Source organism: Cryobacterium sp. Y50 (genome assembly GCF_002929805.1).
Taxonomy (GTDB): domain Bacteria; phylum Actinomycetota; class Actinomycetes; order Actinomycetales; family Microbacteriaceae; genus Cryobacterium.
On record NZ_PJJM01000075.1, the window covers coordinates 1 to 14154 of the forward strand.

General features: G+C 60.3%; 16 protein-coding genes, 1 tRNA gene and 3 pseudogenes. 14 read left to right on the top strand and 6 right to left on the bottom strand.

Annotated elements, in window-relative coordinates:
- Nucleotides 1-76: 76 nt before the first annotated feature.
- Nucleotides 77-526: pseudogene (locus CXY73_RS04825) on the top strand (IS30 family transposase); the annotation flags it as partial.
- Nucleotides 527-565: 39 nt separating this feature from the next.
- Here CXY73_RS04825 and CXY73_RS04830 read toward each other — a convergent pair.
- Nucleotides 566-1463: pseudogene (locus CXY73_RS04830) on the bottom strand (IS3 family transposase); the annotation flags it as partial.
- 17 nt (nt 1464-1480) lie between these two features.
- On the opposite strand from CXY73_RS04830, the gene CXY73_RS04835 reads away from it, so the two are divergent.
- Nucleotides 1481-1657: a transposase gene (locus CXY73_RS04835; protein WP_104177006.1), complete on the top strand. Its 177-nt coding sequence runs from the start codon at nt 1481-1483 to the stop codon at nt 1655-1657.
- A 406-nt stretch (nt 1658-2063) separates the two neighbouring features.
- Here CXY73_RS04835 and CXY73_RS04840 read toward each other — a convergent pair whose 3' ends face one another.
- Nucleotides 2064-2525 (bottom strand): hypothetical protein, encoded by a 462-nt coding sequence (locus CXY73_RS04840; protein ID WP_104177007.1) that lies wholly within the window; start codon nt 2523-2525, stop codon nt 2064-2066.
- A gap of 108 nt (nt 2526-2633) precedes the next feature.
- Here CXY73_RS04840 and CXY73_RS04845 point away from each other — a divergent pair, with 108 nt between their 5' ends.
- From CXY73_RS04845 to CXY73_RS04875, 9 genes and pseudogenes are all read left to right on the top strand, one after another.
- Nucleotides 2634-3848, top strand: a complete 1215-nt coding sequence (locus tag CXY73_RS04845; RefSeq protein ID WP_146071627.1) for a hypothetical protein — start codon at nt 2634-2636, stop codon at nt 3846-3848.
- 386 nt (nt 3849-4234) lie between these two features.
- On the top strand, nt 4235-4465 hold the full coding sequence (locus tag CXY73_RS22600) for a hypothetical protein (protein WP_233198142.1): 231 nt from the start codon (nt 4235-4237) through the stop codon (nt 4463-4465).
- Entirely contained in the window at nt 4456-4638 is a 183-nt protein-coding gene (locus CXY73_RS22605) for a hypothetical protein (protein WP_233198143.1), read from the top strand. The genes CXY73_RS22600 and CXY73_RS22605 overlap by 10 nt, the downstream gene beginning before the upstream one ends.
- Before the next feature lie 92 nt (nt 4639-4730).
- Entirely contained in the window at nt 4731-6488 is a 1758-nt protein-coding gene (locus tag CXY73_RS04855) for a SulP family inorganic anion transporter (protein ID WP_104177009.1), read from the top strand.
- A gap of 215 nt (nt 6489-6703) precedes the next feature.
- Nucleotides 6704-8923 (top strand): annotated as a pseudogene (nrdD, locus tag CXY73_RS04860) (anaerobic ribonucleoside-triphosphate reductase).
- Nucleotides 8881-9483, top strand: a complete 603-nt coding sequence (gene nrdG, locus CXY73_RS04865) for an anaerobic ribonucleoside-triphosphate reductase activating protein (protein WP_104136930.1) — start codon at nt 8881-8883, stop codon at nt 9481-9483. The pseudogene nrdD and the gene nrdG overlap by 43 nt, the downstream one beginning before the upstream one ends.
- 84 nt (nt 9484-9567) lie before the next feature.
- Nucleotides 9568-9840 carry a hypothetical protein gene (locus tag CXY73_RS04870; protein ID WP_104136717.1) on the top strand — a complete coding sequence of 91 codons (273 nt, stop codon included), beginning with the start codon at nt 9568-9570 and terminating at the stop codon, nt 9838-9840.
- Entirely contained in the window at nt 9837-9962 is a 126-nt protein-coding gene (locus tag CXY73_RS23175; RefSeq protein ID WP_255411359.1) for a hypothetical protein, read from the top strand. The genes CXY73_RS04870 and CXY73_RS23175 overlap by 4 nt, the downstream gene beginning before the upstream one ends.
- A gap of 445 nt (nt 9963-10407) precedes the next feature.
- The gene (locus tag CXY73_RS04875; RefSeq protein WP_104136714.1) at nt 10408-10977 is read left to right on the top strand and encodes a hypothetical protein; all 570 of its coding nucleotides are present in this window, start codon (nt 10408-10410) and stop codon (nt 10975-10977) included.
- Here CXY73_RS04875 and CXY73_RS04880 read toward each other — a convergent pair.
- From CXY73_RS04880 to CXY73_RS21850, 3 genes are all read right to left on the bottom strand, one after another.
- Nucleotides 10964-11362 (bottom strand): DUF1294 domain-containing protein, encoded by a 399-nt coding sequence (locus CXY73_RS04880; protein ID WP_104136711.1) that lies wholly within the window; start codon nt 11360-11362, stop codon nt 10964-10966. The two genes, CXY73_RS04875 and CXY73_RS04880, sit on opposite strands and share 14 nt — an antisense overlap.
- Nucleotides 11363-11415: 53 nt before the next feature.
- Entirely contained in the window at nt 11416-12153 is a 738-nt protein-coding gene (locus CXY73_RS04885; protein ID WP_104177010.1) for a flavodoxin family protein, read from the bottom strand.
- 124 nt (nt 12154-12277) lie between these two features.
- Nucleotides 12278-12421 carry a hypothetical protein gene (locus CXY73_RS21850; RefSeq protein ID WP_158254030.1) on the bottom strand — a complete coding sequence of 48 codons (144 nt, stop codon included), beginning with the start codon at nt 12419-12421 and terminating at the stop codon, nt 12278-12280.
- Here CXY73_RS21850 and CXY73_RS04890 point away from each other — a divergent pair.
- On the top strand, nt 12420-12623 hold the full coding sequence (locus tag CXY73_RS04890) for a hypothetical protein (RefSeq protein ID WP_104136706.1): 204 nt from the start codon (nt 12420-12422) through the stop codon (nt 12621-12623). The two genes, CXY73_RS21850 and CXY73_RS04890, sit on opposite strands and share 2 nt — an antisense overlap.
- 1 nt (nt 12624) lies before the next feature.
- Here the strand turns inward: CXY73_RS04890 and CXY73_RS04895 are convergent, their stop codons facing one another.
- The gene (locus tag CXY73_RS04895) at nt 12625-12873 is read right to left on the bottom strand and encodes a hypothetical protein (RefSeq protein ID WP_146071628.1); all 249 of its coding nucleotides are present in this window, start codon (nt 12871-12873) and stop codon (nt 12625-12627) included.
- Nucleotides 12874-13113: 240 nt separating this feature from the next.
- Here CXY73_RS04895 and CXY73_RS04900 point away from each other — a divergent pair.
- Nucleotides 13114-13186: transfer RNA gene (locus tag CXY73_RS04900), tRNA-Arg, on the top strand.
- A gap of 504 nt (nt 13187-13690) precedes the next feature.
- Nucleotides 13691-13924: a hypothetical protein gene (locus tag CXY73_RS04905; RefSeq protein WP_104177012.1), complete on the top strand. Its 234-nt coding sequence runs from the start codon at nt 13691-13693 to the stop codon at nt 13922-13924.
- The last annotated feature ends 230 nt before the right edge of the window (nt 13925-14154 follow it).

Sequence of the window (14154 nt, forward strand, 5' to 3'; positions counted from 1 at the left end):
CAGCTCAGTCTTTGGGCGTCCAGTTCGCGACATGACTCATCATAACACTTAACCAATGAATTTACGACGCAAGACACTAGTCTGCGGGGCGTTCAACCGCTCGGCCATTGCCACGCTCGTGGAACGCACCAGCGGCTTCCTCATGCTCGTGCACCTGGGCGGCAAGCACGACGCAGCAACCGTCCGCGAACGGGTCGGCACGGCGATGTCCGCCCTACCAGCGCACCTCAGGAAAACGCTGACTTGGGATCAAGGATCGGAGATGGCCGAGTATCGGCAGTTCCAGGAAAAAACGACGATCCCCGTCTACTTCTGCGACGCACATTCACCGTGGCAACGAGGCTCCAATGAGAACACCAACGGACTCATTCGCCAGTACTTCCCCAAGGGCACCAACCTGAACCTCCACAGCCCCGAACGCTTGGCTGAGGTCGCCGCCAAGATCAACGCTCGCCCCCGCGAATCGCGCAATTGGGAGCCATCGCAAACGCACTTCGATAGGCTCAAAGAACTAGCCCACATTTGACCGTGTGTTGCGACGATGGCTAGAAAACGCCAATCCGCCCACGCTGCCACGGTCGGAGTGCCAGATCGCGTCAGGCTCGATCAGGGTCGTCGCAGCGGCGTTTCGGAGGGCGTCGGCGACGAGTTCGGGTGCATGTGATCGGCGATGGACCAGCCGACGACTTTCTTCGAGTAGCAGTCGATGCCGGTGGCCAGATAGATGAATCCTTGCCAGGTGTGGATGTACGTAATATCGCCGACGAATTTCGCTCCGAGGCGGTCGGCGGTGAAGTCGCGTTTGACGAGGTCGGGCATGTTCGCGGCCGCCTTCGCATCGGCTTCGGTCGTGATGCGGAAGGGCCGTCGTTGGCAGGCGACGAGGCCGATCTGGCGCATGAGTTGCCGCACCAGCTCGGGCGAGCACTCGGCCTGTTCCGCGGCAAGGTCGGCGTGGATGCGACGGTATCCATACGTGCCATCGGACTCCTCGAAGAAGTGTTGTATTCGGGCGACCAAGGCCTCTCGGCGGGCCACGGTCGCGGACTGCGGCCGGATTGCCCAGTGGTAGAAACCGGACGTGGACACGGCCAGCCAGAGGCCCATTTTCACCACCGAATTCCGGTTGGTGGGCTCAGATTTTTGGGAGTCGATGTATTCGTACTTGCTCACTACCGCTGCTCCCGCGCGAAGTAAGCGCTGGCTTTTTCCAAGAAAGCGGTCTCCGCCCGCAGCTCGTGAACTTCCCGCTCAAGTTCCTTCAACCTGGCGCGTTCCGACACCGTCAAGTCCGCTTCGGTCCCGCCGTTCTCCTCGCGGTATTTGCCCAGCCAGTTCCGAAGAGACTCAGCGCCGACGCCATACGCGATGGCGACGTCCTTGATCGGCTTGGAGGTGTTGATCACCTCACGGCACAGCTCGTCTTTGAACTCCTGGGTGAAACGCCTACGTGCTGCGGTCATGCTGATCTCGACTTTCAGTGATCCCTCATTTCAAGAGGGCCCGCCGTCCGAGATATCCGCAGCAGCTCAAACGCCGCAACGTGATCGAGCGATGCTTCCAGGCTTTCAAACAATGGCGCGGCATCGCGACCCGATACGACAAACTCGCCGTCAACTACCGCGGCCGAGTCATCCTACGAGCCATCACAATTTAGCTCAAGCCATTAGCAGACACATCTTAGTGGCTGCTGTAGTTGATGGTCATAATTGCCACGACCGCGTGTGCGTCCGATGCCTCAGACACCTTGTACGCATTGTGATACTGGTAATCGATTCGCCCAGCCCCACTTACCTCATAGTGATGAGTTCGCGACCAGCCGTCACCCATTGGCCGACCTGCTTTTCCACGAAGGATGCTTATCGAAGCGATGGGAGAGGGCTGTCCTGGCTTAGTGGTTGCATGGTCCCAGAATTGCCGAGCCTGCTGGATTCCAACTCGTTCCACTAGTTCAGCCCAATGGTTAGCGAACTTCCGATGCACGACGATTCGGTACGGAGGTCTTCTTCTTGGTTTCCCCCCGGGACTTCGAGCCGGAATAAAAGGGGCGTACGCCCGCTCCCTCACTCGACTGGTTCTTCCACGTCGTCATAGTCTGTGAGGTCATGCCTGCCGAGAAGGACGGAACGGCGTAGAGGGTCCTCAAGTTGACGCGCAGTCACACGCCAGGCGGTAACGACTTCGTCCACGGATGAGAGATCTTGATCAGCGAGTCCAGCGATAAGAGATCCATGGAGCTCGTCCGCGAAGGCTCGTTGGTCGTCCTTGTCGAAGACTCGCAACCAAGCTAGATCACCGAGCTCTGCAACAGACACATCGCGCTCCGAGTCGACCAGCGCAGTGAGTCGCTGCAGTCGCTGTGACCAGCTAGCAAATCCCTCGAGGACTGCTAGATCTGACTCAGGCAACATCACGAGTCCGCTTCCGTTCCCATCGCGCACCAACGCTCTCCCGGCACGAGCCGCTTCGAGAACTTTGATTCGCTTTTTGGCTAGATCGCTCGATTGGAAAATGACTCTTTCCATTTGGCTCCCTCTTCTCCTGTTGATACTATCGTATGTAAGAAAGTAGTCCGAGTCCAGGCGGGGGTAATGGTGAGTCAGAGGAATTCTCAAGGCATCCCTGATCAGCCCGTGCGCGAGCTGATCGCGGTCCTTGACACATCTCTTGTTGGAGTTCCACAGAATACAAAAGACTCGCGGCACCGGGCTCGAACAATCACCTCGGTCAAGAAGATTCTGGGCAACTTCGGGATTGACGGCGAAAGTCTTATCAGGTACGGGATGTCGGCACGCGCGGCCATCGCGGTCTACCGCGCGATGTTCTCTCCCGACGATGACGATCTGACACGTATCGTTGACACAAGCCGCTGGCGCCAAGTGCTCAAAGTGCCTACTCCGACTGCCCCTCTAAGCGACCTGGACGAGGCCGAATTTGAGGCAATGAGCCTCAGCCTGCACCGCGTGCCTCATCTGCTCGACATGTGGGTGGCGAACGCCCCGATGAATGACATCTTGGGGTACGCCCCTCCGTCGGATGAGGATTGGGCCCAGTGGGCGGTCCTAACGCCTGAAGCCAGTGAGACGATCAGCGCGTACCGTTGGCTCTCGCAACGAAGCATCACTGAAACTTTGGGCAGGTGGAGCACGGAGTCTCTCCACCTCGAATATAGGTGGCAGAACGATCAACAAGTTGGTCTCTTCAGTGCGGTTGCGCTGAGTGCCGCAGGTCCGGAGGGACGCCTGCTGAACGCCGAAATCGCCCTCCGCGCCGTCGCGCCGCAGCATGCGGAGCAAATGGAACAGGACCAGCTGTTTTGGCAGCTCCAAGAAACGGCCGTGGATTACTTGGTCAAAGGCAAGTACCTCGAAGCCAAAACGCTATTTGAATTCCACCTGCGCCGCAATCTGAATGATGCACGCACCCTGAACAACTTGGGCTTCTGCACTTTTCCGCTGAGTCCAAGCAAAGCGCTTCATTGGCTGGGCGAAGCAGCAGTTAATGGGTACGTTGATGTGCCGATCAATATCTACAACCAGTGCTGTTGCCTCGTCGCACTGAACCGCGCTGGAGAAGCCTTGGAACTCGCGGAGAACTATTGGCAGCGCCAGCGCCAATCAGATGCCATGACGGGTTTCCTCTGGGTGCAGTCCGGTGATATCTGGAAACTGAACGGTGATTGTGCCGCAGAACAAGAACTGATCGACCTGGCCATTGCAGCAGCACGAGAAGTCGGACGCGAAGACCGCGCAACTCGGTGGGAAGAACGAAAGGTGGGCCTCGTTTCGAGGCCAGTGTCTGCTTCCGCGTCCCCACTTGACGGCGCAATCGAGTCTGGTACCGCTTGACCAGCAGAGGAGCCAACCAGCTGAGGATAAGAGTTATTTTCGGTCATCTCGCTTGCCCCTCCCTGCTGCCTGACCCGTCCCCGACGCGGTTGTCGGCGGTGGCGCTCGATCTTCACTGCCATAGATCTGAACCACATGGAATTAAAACTCCAAAGTGATGGAATTGTGATTACTCGTTGCAGCCGCGGTCCGCTCTATGACTGGCCTGTGGGAATTACGTAAACTACCCGCAGATCTTTGAACCCCTGAATCTCTGGTAAGCACGGGGGCTCAGGGGTTTTTCTTTGCCTTGAATTGCGCCACCTGTGACAAGGTACAGCCTGGTTGAGACGCTTGGCGATCGAGGGCTGACAGGGCGATTGTGCGGCCAACCTAAGCTGAACCACATGACAACCGCAGCCGCCACCCTGCTCTGCATCATCTTGGCATTTCTTGCCATCTTCCAGCTGCTGCTGATCGCAGGTCTACCGCTCGGGCGGTTCGCCTGGGGCGGCCAGCACGCGGTGCTCCCGACGCACTTGCGCATCGGCAGCGCCGTCTCGATCGTGCTCTACCTCGTGTTCGCACTTCTCGTACTCGAACGGGTGGCGCTGACGTCCTCGAACGGGTGGCGCTGACGTCTCTCATCCCCACCGCGACCTTCATCGGCGTGGCCGCTTGGGTGCTCACTGGGTACTTCACGCTCGGCGTGATCATGAACGGGATCTCCCGCAGCAAACCGGAACGCCTCGTGATGACGCCGGTGAGCCTCGTGTTGGCGGGGCTGTGCCTGGTCGTCGCGATCGGGTAGACATCCACTCAAATCAGCATCCGTTCGACGTGACGCAGCGGAACCTTTCAGGAAGTCCAGACAGCAGACGAGGACCGGACTACCGTGTAGGCATGCCAATCGGCGGATTCCGCGGCGTCGTCCTCAGCCTGATCCCGGGGCTAAACACCGCCCTGCATTACCAGCGCGCGTGGCTGGTGCCTGATCTGCGTGCCGGCATCGCGCTCAGCTTCCTGCTGATCCCGGCCGGTATGGGCTATGCGGAGGCCTCCGGGCTACCCGCGTACACCGGTCTGTACGCGACGGTCGTGCCGTTGCTAATCTACGCCGTCTTCGGCCCATCGCGCATCCTCGTGCTCGGTCCTGACTCGGCGCTCGCCCCAATCATCGCAGCGTCGATCCTGCCGCTGGCGCTCGGCAATACCGAGCGAGCGATTGCCCTCGCAGGGCTCCTCGGCCTGATGGTCGGCCTCACCCTGCTCAGTGCCGGCGTGCTCCGACTCGGCTTCGTCACCGACCTGCTCTCCAAGCCAATCCGGGTCGGCTACCTCAACGCCGTCGCTTTGCTAGTGATCATTTCGCAAATTCCCAAGCTGTTCGGGTTCTCCATCGAGGCTCCCGGTCCGATTCAAGGGATTGGTGCAATCGTGCAGGGTGCCGCGGCGGGGAGCATCGGCGTCGTCGCAATGCTGCTCGGCCTTGCCTCCCTCGCCGTCATCGTCGGGTTGCGTTTCCTGCTCGGCGGGCGTGTCCCTGGTGTGCTGATCGCGGTCGTCGCGTCTATTGTGGTCACGGCAATTTTCTCGCTGCAGAACGTGCTGCCGGTCGTCGGCGCTATGCCGCAGGGGCTCCCCGCCCCGGCGCTCGGCGGACTCGTCTGGGGCGACGTGGTTTCGCTGATCGCGCCGGCGCTGGGCATAGCGCTCATCGCCTTCGCTGACACCGGGGTGCTCTCCCGCACACTCGCAGCGCGCCGCGGTGACAGTGTGAACGGCAGCCAAGAGATGGCCGGCCTCGGACTCGCCAATATCGGAGGCGGGTTCTTTGGCGGCTTTCCGATCTCGGCCTCCACCTCGCGCACACCCGTCGCCGAGCAGGCAGGGGCGCGCTCCCAGCTGACGAATGTCGTCGGCGCGCTGATCATCGTCATCTTCATGCTCGTTGCCCCCGGTGTAACCGGGTACCTCCCGTCGGCGACACTTGGCGCCGTGGTCATTGTGGCCGCCGCCAGCCTGGTCGATGTTTCGGGCGTCTCGCGATTGTGGCGGATCGACAAAACGGATGCCCTGCTCTCGATCGCCGCGTTCCTCAGCGTCTTTCTGGTGGGCGTTCTGCAAGGCATTCTCGTGGCGATCGGGCTGTCTCTGGTCGCGTTCGTGCTCCGCGCGTGGCGTCCGTACCGGGCCGAGCTCGGGCGCATTCCCGGTATGCGCGGATACCATGATCGCTCACGGCATCCGGATGCCGATCGCGTTCCCGGCATCGTCATTGTGCGTTTCGACGCCCCGCTGTTCTTTGCCAACGGGGGCATCTTTGATGATTACGTGCGCTCGGTAGTGCGGCGAGCGGAGCGGGAATCGGAGGCCGCTGGCAGGCCGATCGGAACGCCCATTCACACCGTCATCCTTGCCGCCGAACCGATCACCGATATCGACACGACCGCCATCGACGAACTACTCGAGCTTGACGAGTACCTTGCGTCTCGGGGGGTGTCGCTCGTGCTGGCCGAGATGAAGGGGCCGGTGAAGGACCAGCTGCAGGCTTTCGGATTGGGTGACCGGTTTTCACCCGAGCGGTTCGCGCCGACGGTGGGCGCCGCGGTTGATACTGCGAGTGGGGAGTTTCGCGACGATATCGGTGGAGCGATTTGAGATATTGTCAGTGGTTTCTGACTCGGGGCGCTGCGCCCTTCCCAACGAATGGTGAACGAACGTCTACCACTATATGTAGTGTGTAAACCACACTCTAACCACTACATATGGTTCCTTCGTCCGGCTCAAGCTTTTGCTCGATCGCTGTGGGTGCTACGACTCAAGGAGACATGCTGCGCATGTTGAAGATGGAAAACCTCAGCTCAGAAACCCTCATGGTGGCCAAACGGGACGGACGTCGGGTTGCCTTCGATGAGGCGCGCATCTACGCCGCCCTCGCCAAAAGTTTCACCGAAGTGAACGGTGAGCTGACCCCGCTCACGCACCAGATCATTCGTGACGTGGTCGCTCACGTCAACCGTGAGATCGCCTCGCACTTCACGGTCGACATCAAGATCTATGAGGTGCGGAACATGGTGGAACACGCCCTGCTGGACAGCAAGGAATACGACGCCGCCGAGGCGTACATTAAATACCGCATCCAGCGGGACCTCGCGCGCAGCCAAGCCACCGACATTAATCACTCGATCGTCAAACTGATCAGCAAAGACGAATCGGTCGTCAACGAGAACGCCAACAAGGACAGCGACGTCTTCAACACCCAACGTGACTTGACCGCCGGCGCTGTGGGCAAGGCCATCGGCCTGAATATGCTGCCGCCGCACGTCGCCACGGCCCACCAAAAGGGCGAGCTGCACTACCACGACCTCGATTACCACCCCTATGCACCAATGACGAACTGCTGCCTCATCGACTTCAAGACGATGCTGAGCACCGGTTTTCGGATCGGCAACGCCGACGTCAACCCGTCGCGGTCCATTCAAACGGCGACGGCTCAGATCTCACAGATCATCGCAAATGTGTCGTCGAGTCAGTACGGCGGATGCTTGGGGAACCGCATCGACGAAGTGCTCGCTCCCTACGCCGGGAAGAACCTCGAAAAGCACCTGGGCGATGCCCGAAAGTGGATAGCGGACGAGTCCCAGCATCAGGATTACGCTGAGGAGAAGACCTTCAAGGACATCTACGACGCTATGCAGAGTCTCGAATACGAGATCAACACCCTGTTCACCTCTAACGGGCAGACACCCTTCACCTCGCTCGGTTTCGGGCTCGGCACCAGTTGGCTGGAACGCAAGATTCAAAAGGCGATCCTGCAAATTCGGATCGCCGGGCTTGGCAGCGAGAAGCGCACCGCAATCTTCCCGAAGCTGATTTTCACCGTCAAGCGGGGCCTCAACCTCGCACCGACTGACCCGAACTGCGACGTCAAGCAGCTGGCACTGGAGTGTGCCACCAAGCGCATGTATCCGGACATTCTCAATTACGACAAAATCGTCGAACTCACCGGCAGCTTCTAGGTGCCGATGGGCTGTCGCTCCTTTCTGCAGGGCTGGACCGATGAGAAGGGCAACGATGTCTCCGAGGGGCGGATGAACCTCGGAGTCGTGACGCTCAATCTGCCCCGGATCGCCCTCGAGTCCGGCGGGGACGAGAGCAAGTTCTGGAGCATTCTCGCCGAGCGAGTGACCACGGTCGGCGACGCTCTGCTGTTCAGAATTGAGCGGTGCAAGGAGGCGACCCCGGAGAACGCCCCGATCCTGTATATCTACGGTGCTTTCGGCCAGCACCTTGCGGCCGGGCAGCCGGTCGACACCCTCTTCAGGAACAAACGCTCCACGGTGTCCCTCGGCTATATCGGCCTGTACGAGGTCGCGGCGGCCTTCTATGGCGGTGACTGGGAAACCAACAGCGAGGTGAAGGATTTCACCGTCGCTGTTCTGCGTACGCTCCAGGAGCGGGCGAAGAAATTGAGCGTCGAGTACGGCTACCAGTTCAGCGTGTACGCGACGCCGAGCGAGAGCCTGACCGACCGGTTCTGCCGGCTGGACACCGAGAAGTTCGGTTTCGTGCCGAATATCACCGACAAGGACTATTGCACTAATAGCTTTCACTACGACGTGCGCAAGAGCCCGACGCCGTTTGAGAAGCTGGATTTCGAGAAGGTGTACCCGTCGTATTCCGGAGGCGGATTCATCCACTATTGCGAATACCCGATCTTGCAACAGAACCCCAAGGCCCTTGAAGCCGTATGGGACTACTCCTACGATCGCGTCGGTTATCTCGGTACCAACACTCCGATCGACCGCTGTTACGCCTGCGGCTTCTCGGGCGACTTCGACGCCACCGAGCGCGGTTTCGAGTGTCCGGAGTGTCCGGAGTGTCCGGAGTGCCGACCCCATGACCTGCGATGTCGTCAAACGAACCTGCGGCTACCTCGGCAACCCCCAGGCCCGCCCGATGGTGCACGGCCGGCACAGCGAGATCACCTCCCGGGTCAAGCACATGCCCGGCACCACCGGCATTCGGGGCACGGATGCCGCCGCCCTGGATGCGTAATCCCCAGCCCGGTGAGTGGCTGTCGCAGAAGCTGAGCCAGCGGTACGTCGGCGACTACAAGCCGTTTGTCTTTGTCGACGGTGAGGGGGTGCGGTGCAGCCTGTACCTGTCCGGTTGCCTATTCGCCTGTGCGGGGTGCTTCAATGAGGCCACCTGGAGTTTTCGCTACGGACAGCAGTCCAGCCAGGAACTTGAGGACCAGATTCTGGCTGATCTCGGCCAGGAGTATGTGCAAGGCCTCACCCTTCTGGGCGGCGAGCCGTTTCTCAACACCGGGGTGTGCCTGTCGCTGCTCGACCGGGTGCGTCGGGAGCTCGGCACCGCGAAGGACGTCTGGTCCTGGACCGGGTACACCTTCGAAGAACTGTTGCTGGCGAGTGTGGACAAACTCGAGATGCTCGGCAAGATTGACGTTTTGGTCGACGGTCGGTTCGAATTGGCGAAGCGCGATCTCAACCTGCAGTTTCGGGGCAGCAGCAACCAGCGGATCATCGACGTCAGAAAGTCTCTGGCCCGCGGCGAGGTGACGCTGTGGGGCGGGTTGAAGGACGCGACCAGGAGCTTCGAACAGATCGAGAAGCAGAACCTGATCTAGTGGCGGAACTCCAACCCGAGCACGTGCTGGCAACGCCGACGACGCATCCACGAGGTTCTGAGCAATCTCAAATATCCTGTCGGTATGACGACACCGCGCGACCATGAGTCCGCGTCCGCGGCCGAAAACGTGACCGACTTTGCCGACGTCAAGGCGCGGTTTGACGCCGCGACGGCTGGCTCGGGTTCGCCGGACTTGCTGGGCGCCCTCAGGAGTCCCGATGACTCAGCCCTGGCGTTCATGGATGCACCGCTCAAGCCCCTCCCACTGCTGACACCACCTGAGACTCCGCTTCTGTTCCGCCTCCGCGTCGACCTCGCCGCGATCAACTCGGACCTGGCGCGGCCACTGCGGTGATCCAGACATTCCTTGGGAACGTGGGCGGCGGCATCCGTTTGACCGGTGCCGGGTATCTCCCTCCCGCGCGCGTACGGGCGCTGATGGATGAGCTCGACACGGAGAAGATCTGGCGGGGGTGAGGCTAACTGGGATTCGTAAACCTACCCGCTGTTGTTTCTGCGGGAGACGGCTACGCAGCTCCAGGTCGGCGGCGTTGGGCTAGCACACCCGGCAAAGAGAAACGATGCAAGACCGAGCGCGACACTCGCGCCCTGCCTGGTTTCCATGCGTTCACCGTACTCTTGGCGCTCCACCGCAAGCATCGCCCTTTCGGACAGGGCGTGACGACCCTGCCCAGGGGTGCGGCTCATGCCCCACGGCGATGCCACAGTGTCAGCACCGGGTGCCTTGATCAGATCCGAGGCCCTCGATCAGCTGGACGGCAGGATTCACACGCTTCGCGCACGGTACTGACCAGTTCCTTCGATAAAATGAAAGTCACCTGCACGAGGAAGTGGTGGCGCAATCATTTGGAACCGGTCCCGGCGTCGTGCTGACGCTCACGCGAACGTCAGAGAACCCGACGTGAATGCTGAGCTGCCCGATCTCGAACGCACCGTCGATGAGGGCCTGCTGATCGCCGTGTCGGCCGTGCGCATGGCAGTGAAGAACGACATCATCGTTGGCGCGCTCCGCGAACACTATGACTACGACTCCGCGCGCTATGCCAACAACGCCCGCAGTGAGCTGCACCACCTGGCCCGGCAAAACGAGGAGTACGCGCGGCGGGTCAGCCGGATGAGCAAGGACCTCGCGTCAATGAAATGGCGGCTGAGTCTGACCGACGACCAGCGACACGACCTCAAGCAGTTCGCTCTGCGCTTGCGGGTGCACGAGCGGCTGGCTCTGGCCCTCGACGCCGCTGCCGATGATGACGATCAGGTGGGACGCATCGTTGCGAGTGCTCAACGGTCGGCGAGTGAAGAGGTCAGTTCGGCCGTCTCGTCGAAGCTCATCGAACTTGCCGTCGATCAGCGTGAACCCGACTATGCCGAGCATCGCAACGAGCGCCTGGAAGCGTTTGTGCAGATCAACCTGGCCATTCTGAAGGCAAAATACGAGGCCGAAACCGGGGAAGAAATCAACGAATACTAAACAATTGACCCAGCGCTTCGTCGAATGTTTGTGAGCTCAGTGCGATGAACAGCCCAACGTTGGCGACGACCGTGAGCCAGAACGCGCGGCGAAAGCTTCTCTTCTGCGTCTTGTGTCGCGCAATTTGTTGCGCCAGGATTGCCCCCGGCCAGCCGCCGACAAATCCCCAGAGCAGAAGCGTTCGCTCCGATACCCGCCGGCGTGCGGTGCCGGCCCGGCGTTTATCCACCAGGTAGAGCACGAAGCAGACCAGGCTCGCCGCCAGATACAGACCGGCTACCCACAGAGGTGGTGACCAATACCAGCCGACGCCCAGGTAGACCACCGCGAAGCCGACAATCGCGAGATAGCTGCCGCGGCCCCGGCGAGAGCGGGCGAGAACCATGACCCCATGTTAGCCAACGGGATCTCGAATCTGAAGAATCTTGAAACTGGCTGCTACCGATATTCCGGGTTCGGCTCAAACCCGAAGCGTTCGCCGCGGTCCCAGTCCTGGCGCAGGTTGCCGTAGGCCGGGATGCCGCCGTTCTGCTTCAGGATCGAGGCGAGGTGCATGAGGTTCCAGCTCATGAACGTTGTGTTGCGGTTGGTGAAGTCGTTCCGCGGACCGCCAGACCCCTCGTCAAGGTAGCTCGGGCCCGGACCGATTTCGCCGATCCAGCCGGAATCGGCGGCGGGCGGAATCGAGTAGCCAATGTGCTGCAGGCTGTAAAGCAGGTTCGACGTGCAGTGTTTCACACCGTCTTCGTTGCCGGTGATGATGGCGCCGCCGACCTTGCCATAGAAAACGTACTGGCCCTTATCGTTGAATTCGCCCGAGTGAGCGTAGAGCCGCTCCACGATGCGTTTGGTCACCGAGCCGTTGTCACCGAGCCAGATCGGCCCGGCCAACACGAGAATGTCGGCGGCCTGCACCTTCGGGAACAGCGACGGCCAGGCATCCGTTTGCCAGCCGTGTTCGGTCATATCCGGGTAGACGCCGGTGGCGATGTCATGGTCGATGGCGCGAACAAGGTCGACCTGCACGCCCTGCTCCCGCATGATTCGAGCGCTGAGGTCAACGATGCCCTGGGTGTTGCTCACCTCGGGGCTGCGTTTCAGGGTGCAGTTGATGAAGACGGCGCGCAGGCCGGAGTAGTCAAAGGCTGCCGTGTCGGCGCGGCTGGTTTCATTCACCCACCTAGTAAATCACCCGGCCGAGGCCGATAACAGGGGTTGATTTTACCGTCGATGGCGCGCAACAGCCGGCGCTGCGACCTGAAAGCCGAAGCGCCCGGCTGATATCAGCGGATGCTGCCCGCTACTGGGTCAGTAGCCCGCGTCGTCCCGCCGCGCGTCGCAGGACCAGGCCGAGACCGGCCAGGTCGTGCAACAGGCCCAGGACCAAGAGCGGCAACGCGTTGGCCCTAGCACTGGCCAGAGTCGAGCCGAAGAGCGGTGTCATGTTCAACGCCGCGGGTGAGGAGTTGCCGGTGCTCACCGAGGCTGCATCGGTGCCGCGAAACAAGACCAATGTCGAGGCAGCCGGCATTGTGCTGGTTGTTGAGAACGGTTTGCTGGCTGAGGAATCACCGAATATTCTCCCGACACTGTCGCTGAGTGTGATCGTTGCGGACACGTCGCTGATGATCTGGCTGCCTAGATGATTCAGTCGGCTCCGGGTATGCCGTGTGCCTCGGCGACGTTGGCCGCGCAGATGCTGATGAGCGAGAGGCTCCCGACGGAAGATCGGATGCCGCGCCGGGCGTGTTGCCACCGCCGGAGTTGAGGCGGGTCGGTGCAACCACCGCAGAGTGCCGAGCAGCAGGGTAAAGCGGTGCACAGCACGGCGACGCCGGTGCGAAGCAGGGCCAGTCGCAGGATGTGCCCACGCAGTACCGAAATTATTTCGTTCATGAGACACACCCACCCTTATGGGAGATAGAGACTTCGGTAATTACTTTCTCATTTGAGAAGTGCCAACGAGTCGGTGTCATTCCCAGAAATCTCAAAACGCGATGAACGCATAAAAGGTGGTAGAAACTCTAAAAGGGTGTCTCGTGCGTGGCCGGGCACGCCCTCGCGGCACGGGGAGGTCTCGATAACTGGTATAGTTTTCAAGTTGTCTCCGAGTGTGAAAGTTCGCGGGATCGACATGCGCTCGTAGCTCAACGGATAGAGCATCTGACTACGGATCAGAAGGTTGGGGGTTCGAATCCCTTCGGGCGCACAGATAACCCCGCAATCATTGGGATTGTGGGGTTTTTTTGTTTCTCTCGAAATTTCACTCACCACTTGCATTCGCCACATTGGGTCTGAGAAGTCGGCTGAGAATTTTTGCGTTGTGCACAGTAATTCGGTCTTCCTTGCCGATGTAGGGCTTCTGTGTCGCTTTCCATACGCCTAGCACTTCGACGGCGTGACGGAGCTGGGCCCGAGGCCGCAGCGAGACCCGTTTTCGCCTTCAGCCAGGTCGCGAGGGTGGCCCTAAAGGATTTCAGGGTGAGCCAGCCGAATCGCAAACCCCGACGAGCCTCCCGCAATGACCGAGCCAGATTGTGGGCGTTCACGAAGTTGCCCGTGCCCGTAGAGAATATGTATTCAGGATGACCGTTAAAAGTTGACTGACGGCGACGCTTGTCGAGAATGATTTAAGGCAGCGCGAGCATGCGCATTCCCCGCGGAAGTCTTTGCTCGTGGCTGGGAGAGGCCGAGGCTTTTTAGCTCGACGAGCGTGGCGCAAACCGCCACCGTACCCTGCGTCAACGTCAACGTCAACGTCAACGTCGACGTCGGAGTGTCGAAGACCGAGGAGCACGTTGATGCGCACCCCCGTACCTCCGAGAATTTCGATGACGTCTGTCAGAATGAACGATGGGTCGCGCTGAGCGCCGCCCATGCCAGCGCGGGCGTCTCTCCACTTGGCGACATGTCGGCGCACTTCGTTAAAGTCTTCTGGCCTCTTTGATAGGTCCGCAGGCTCCTGAAATAAATGTTATTATCACCTGGGTTGAGACGTGGAGTCTCGCGCAAAACGCGATTGTCTGTCCATTGACGCTCGGACGAGTGAAATTGCGAGAAATTAGAGCGTGGGAGCGGCTGGATTGTGCAAACCCCGGTCGGCCAAATTGGGCGGACGGGAAGGTATAAGGGTGCGGGGCGTCGTTGGAAGGACCACTAGGGCTACTCCTTTTTGAC

Bases quoted from the DNA above. Each gene is read 5' to 3' on its own strand.
- CXY73_RS04840 (WP_104177007.1), bottom strand. From the start codon at position 2,525: ATGGAAAGAGTCATTTTCCAATCGAGCGATCTAGCCAAAAAGCGAATC.
- CXY73_RS22600 (WP_233198142.1), top strand. From the start codon at position 4,235: ATGACAACCGCAGCCGCCACCCTGCTCTGCATCATCTTGGCATTTCTT.
- CXY73_RS04855 (WP_104177009.1), top strand. From the start codon at position 4,731: ATGCCAATCGGCGGATTCCGCGGCGTCGTCCTCAGCCTGATCCCGGGG.
- nrdG (WP_104136930.1), top strand. From the start codon at position 8,881: ATGCGTAATCCCCAGCCCGGTGAGTGGCTGTCGCAGAAGCTGAGCCAG.
- CXY73_RS04870 (WP_104136717.1), top strand. From the start codon at position 9,568: ATGACGACACCGCGCGACCATGAGTCCGCGTCCGCGGCCGAAAACGTG.
- CXY73_RS04880 (WP_104136711.1), bottom strand. From the start codon at position 11,362: ATGGTTCTCGCCCGCTCTCGCCGGGGCCGCGGCAGCTATCTCGCGATT.
- CXY73_RS04890 (WP_104136706.1), top strand. From the start codon at position 12,420: ATGTTCAACGCCGCGGGTGAGGAGTTGCCGGTGCTCACCGAGGCTGCA.
- CXY73_RS21850 (WP_158254030.1), bottom strand. From the start codon at position 12,421: ATGACACCGCTCTTCGGCTCGACTCTGGCCAGTGCTAGGGCCAACGCG.
- CXY73_RS04895 (WP_146071628.1), bottom strand. From the start codon at position 12,873: ATGAACGAAATAATTTCGGTACTGCGTGGGCACATCCTGCGACTGGCC.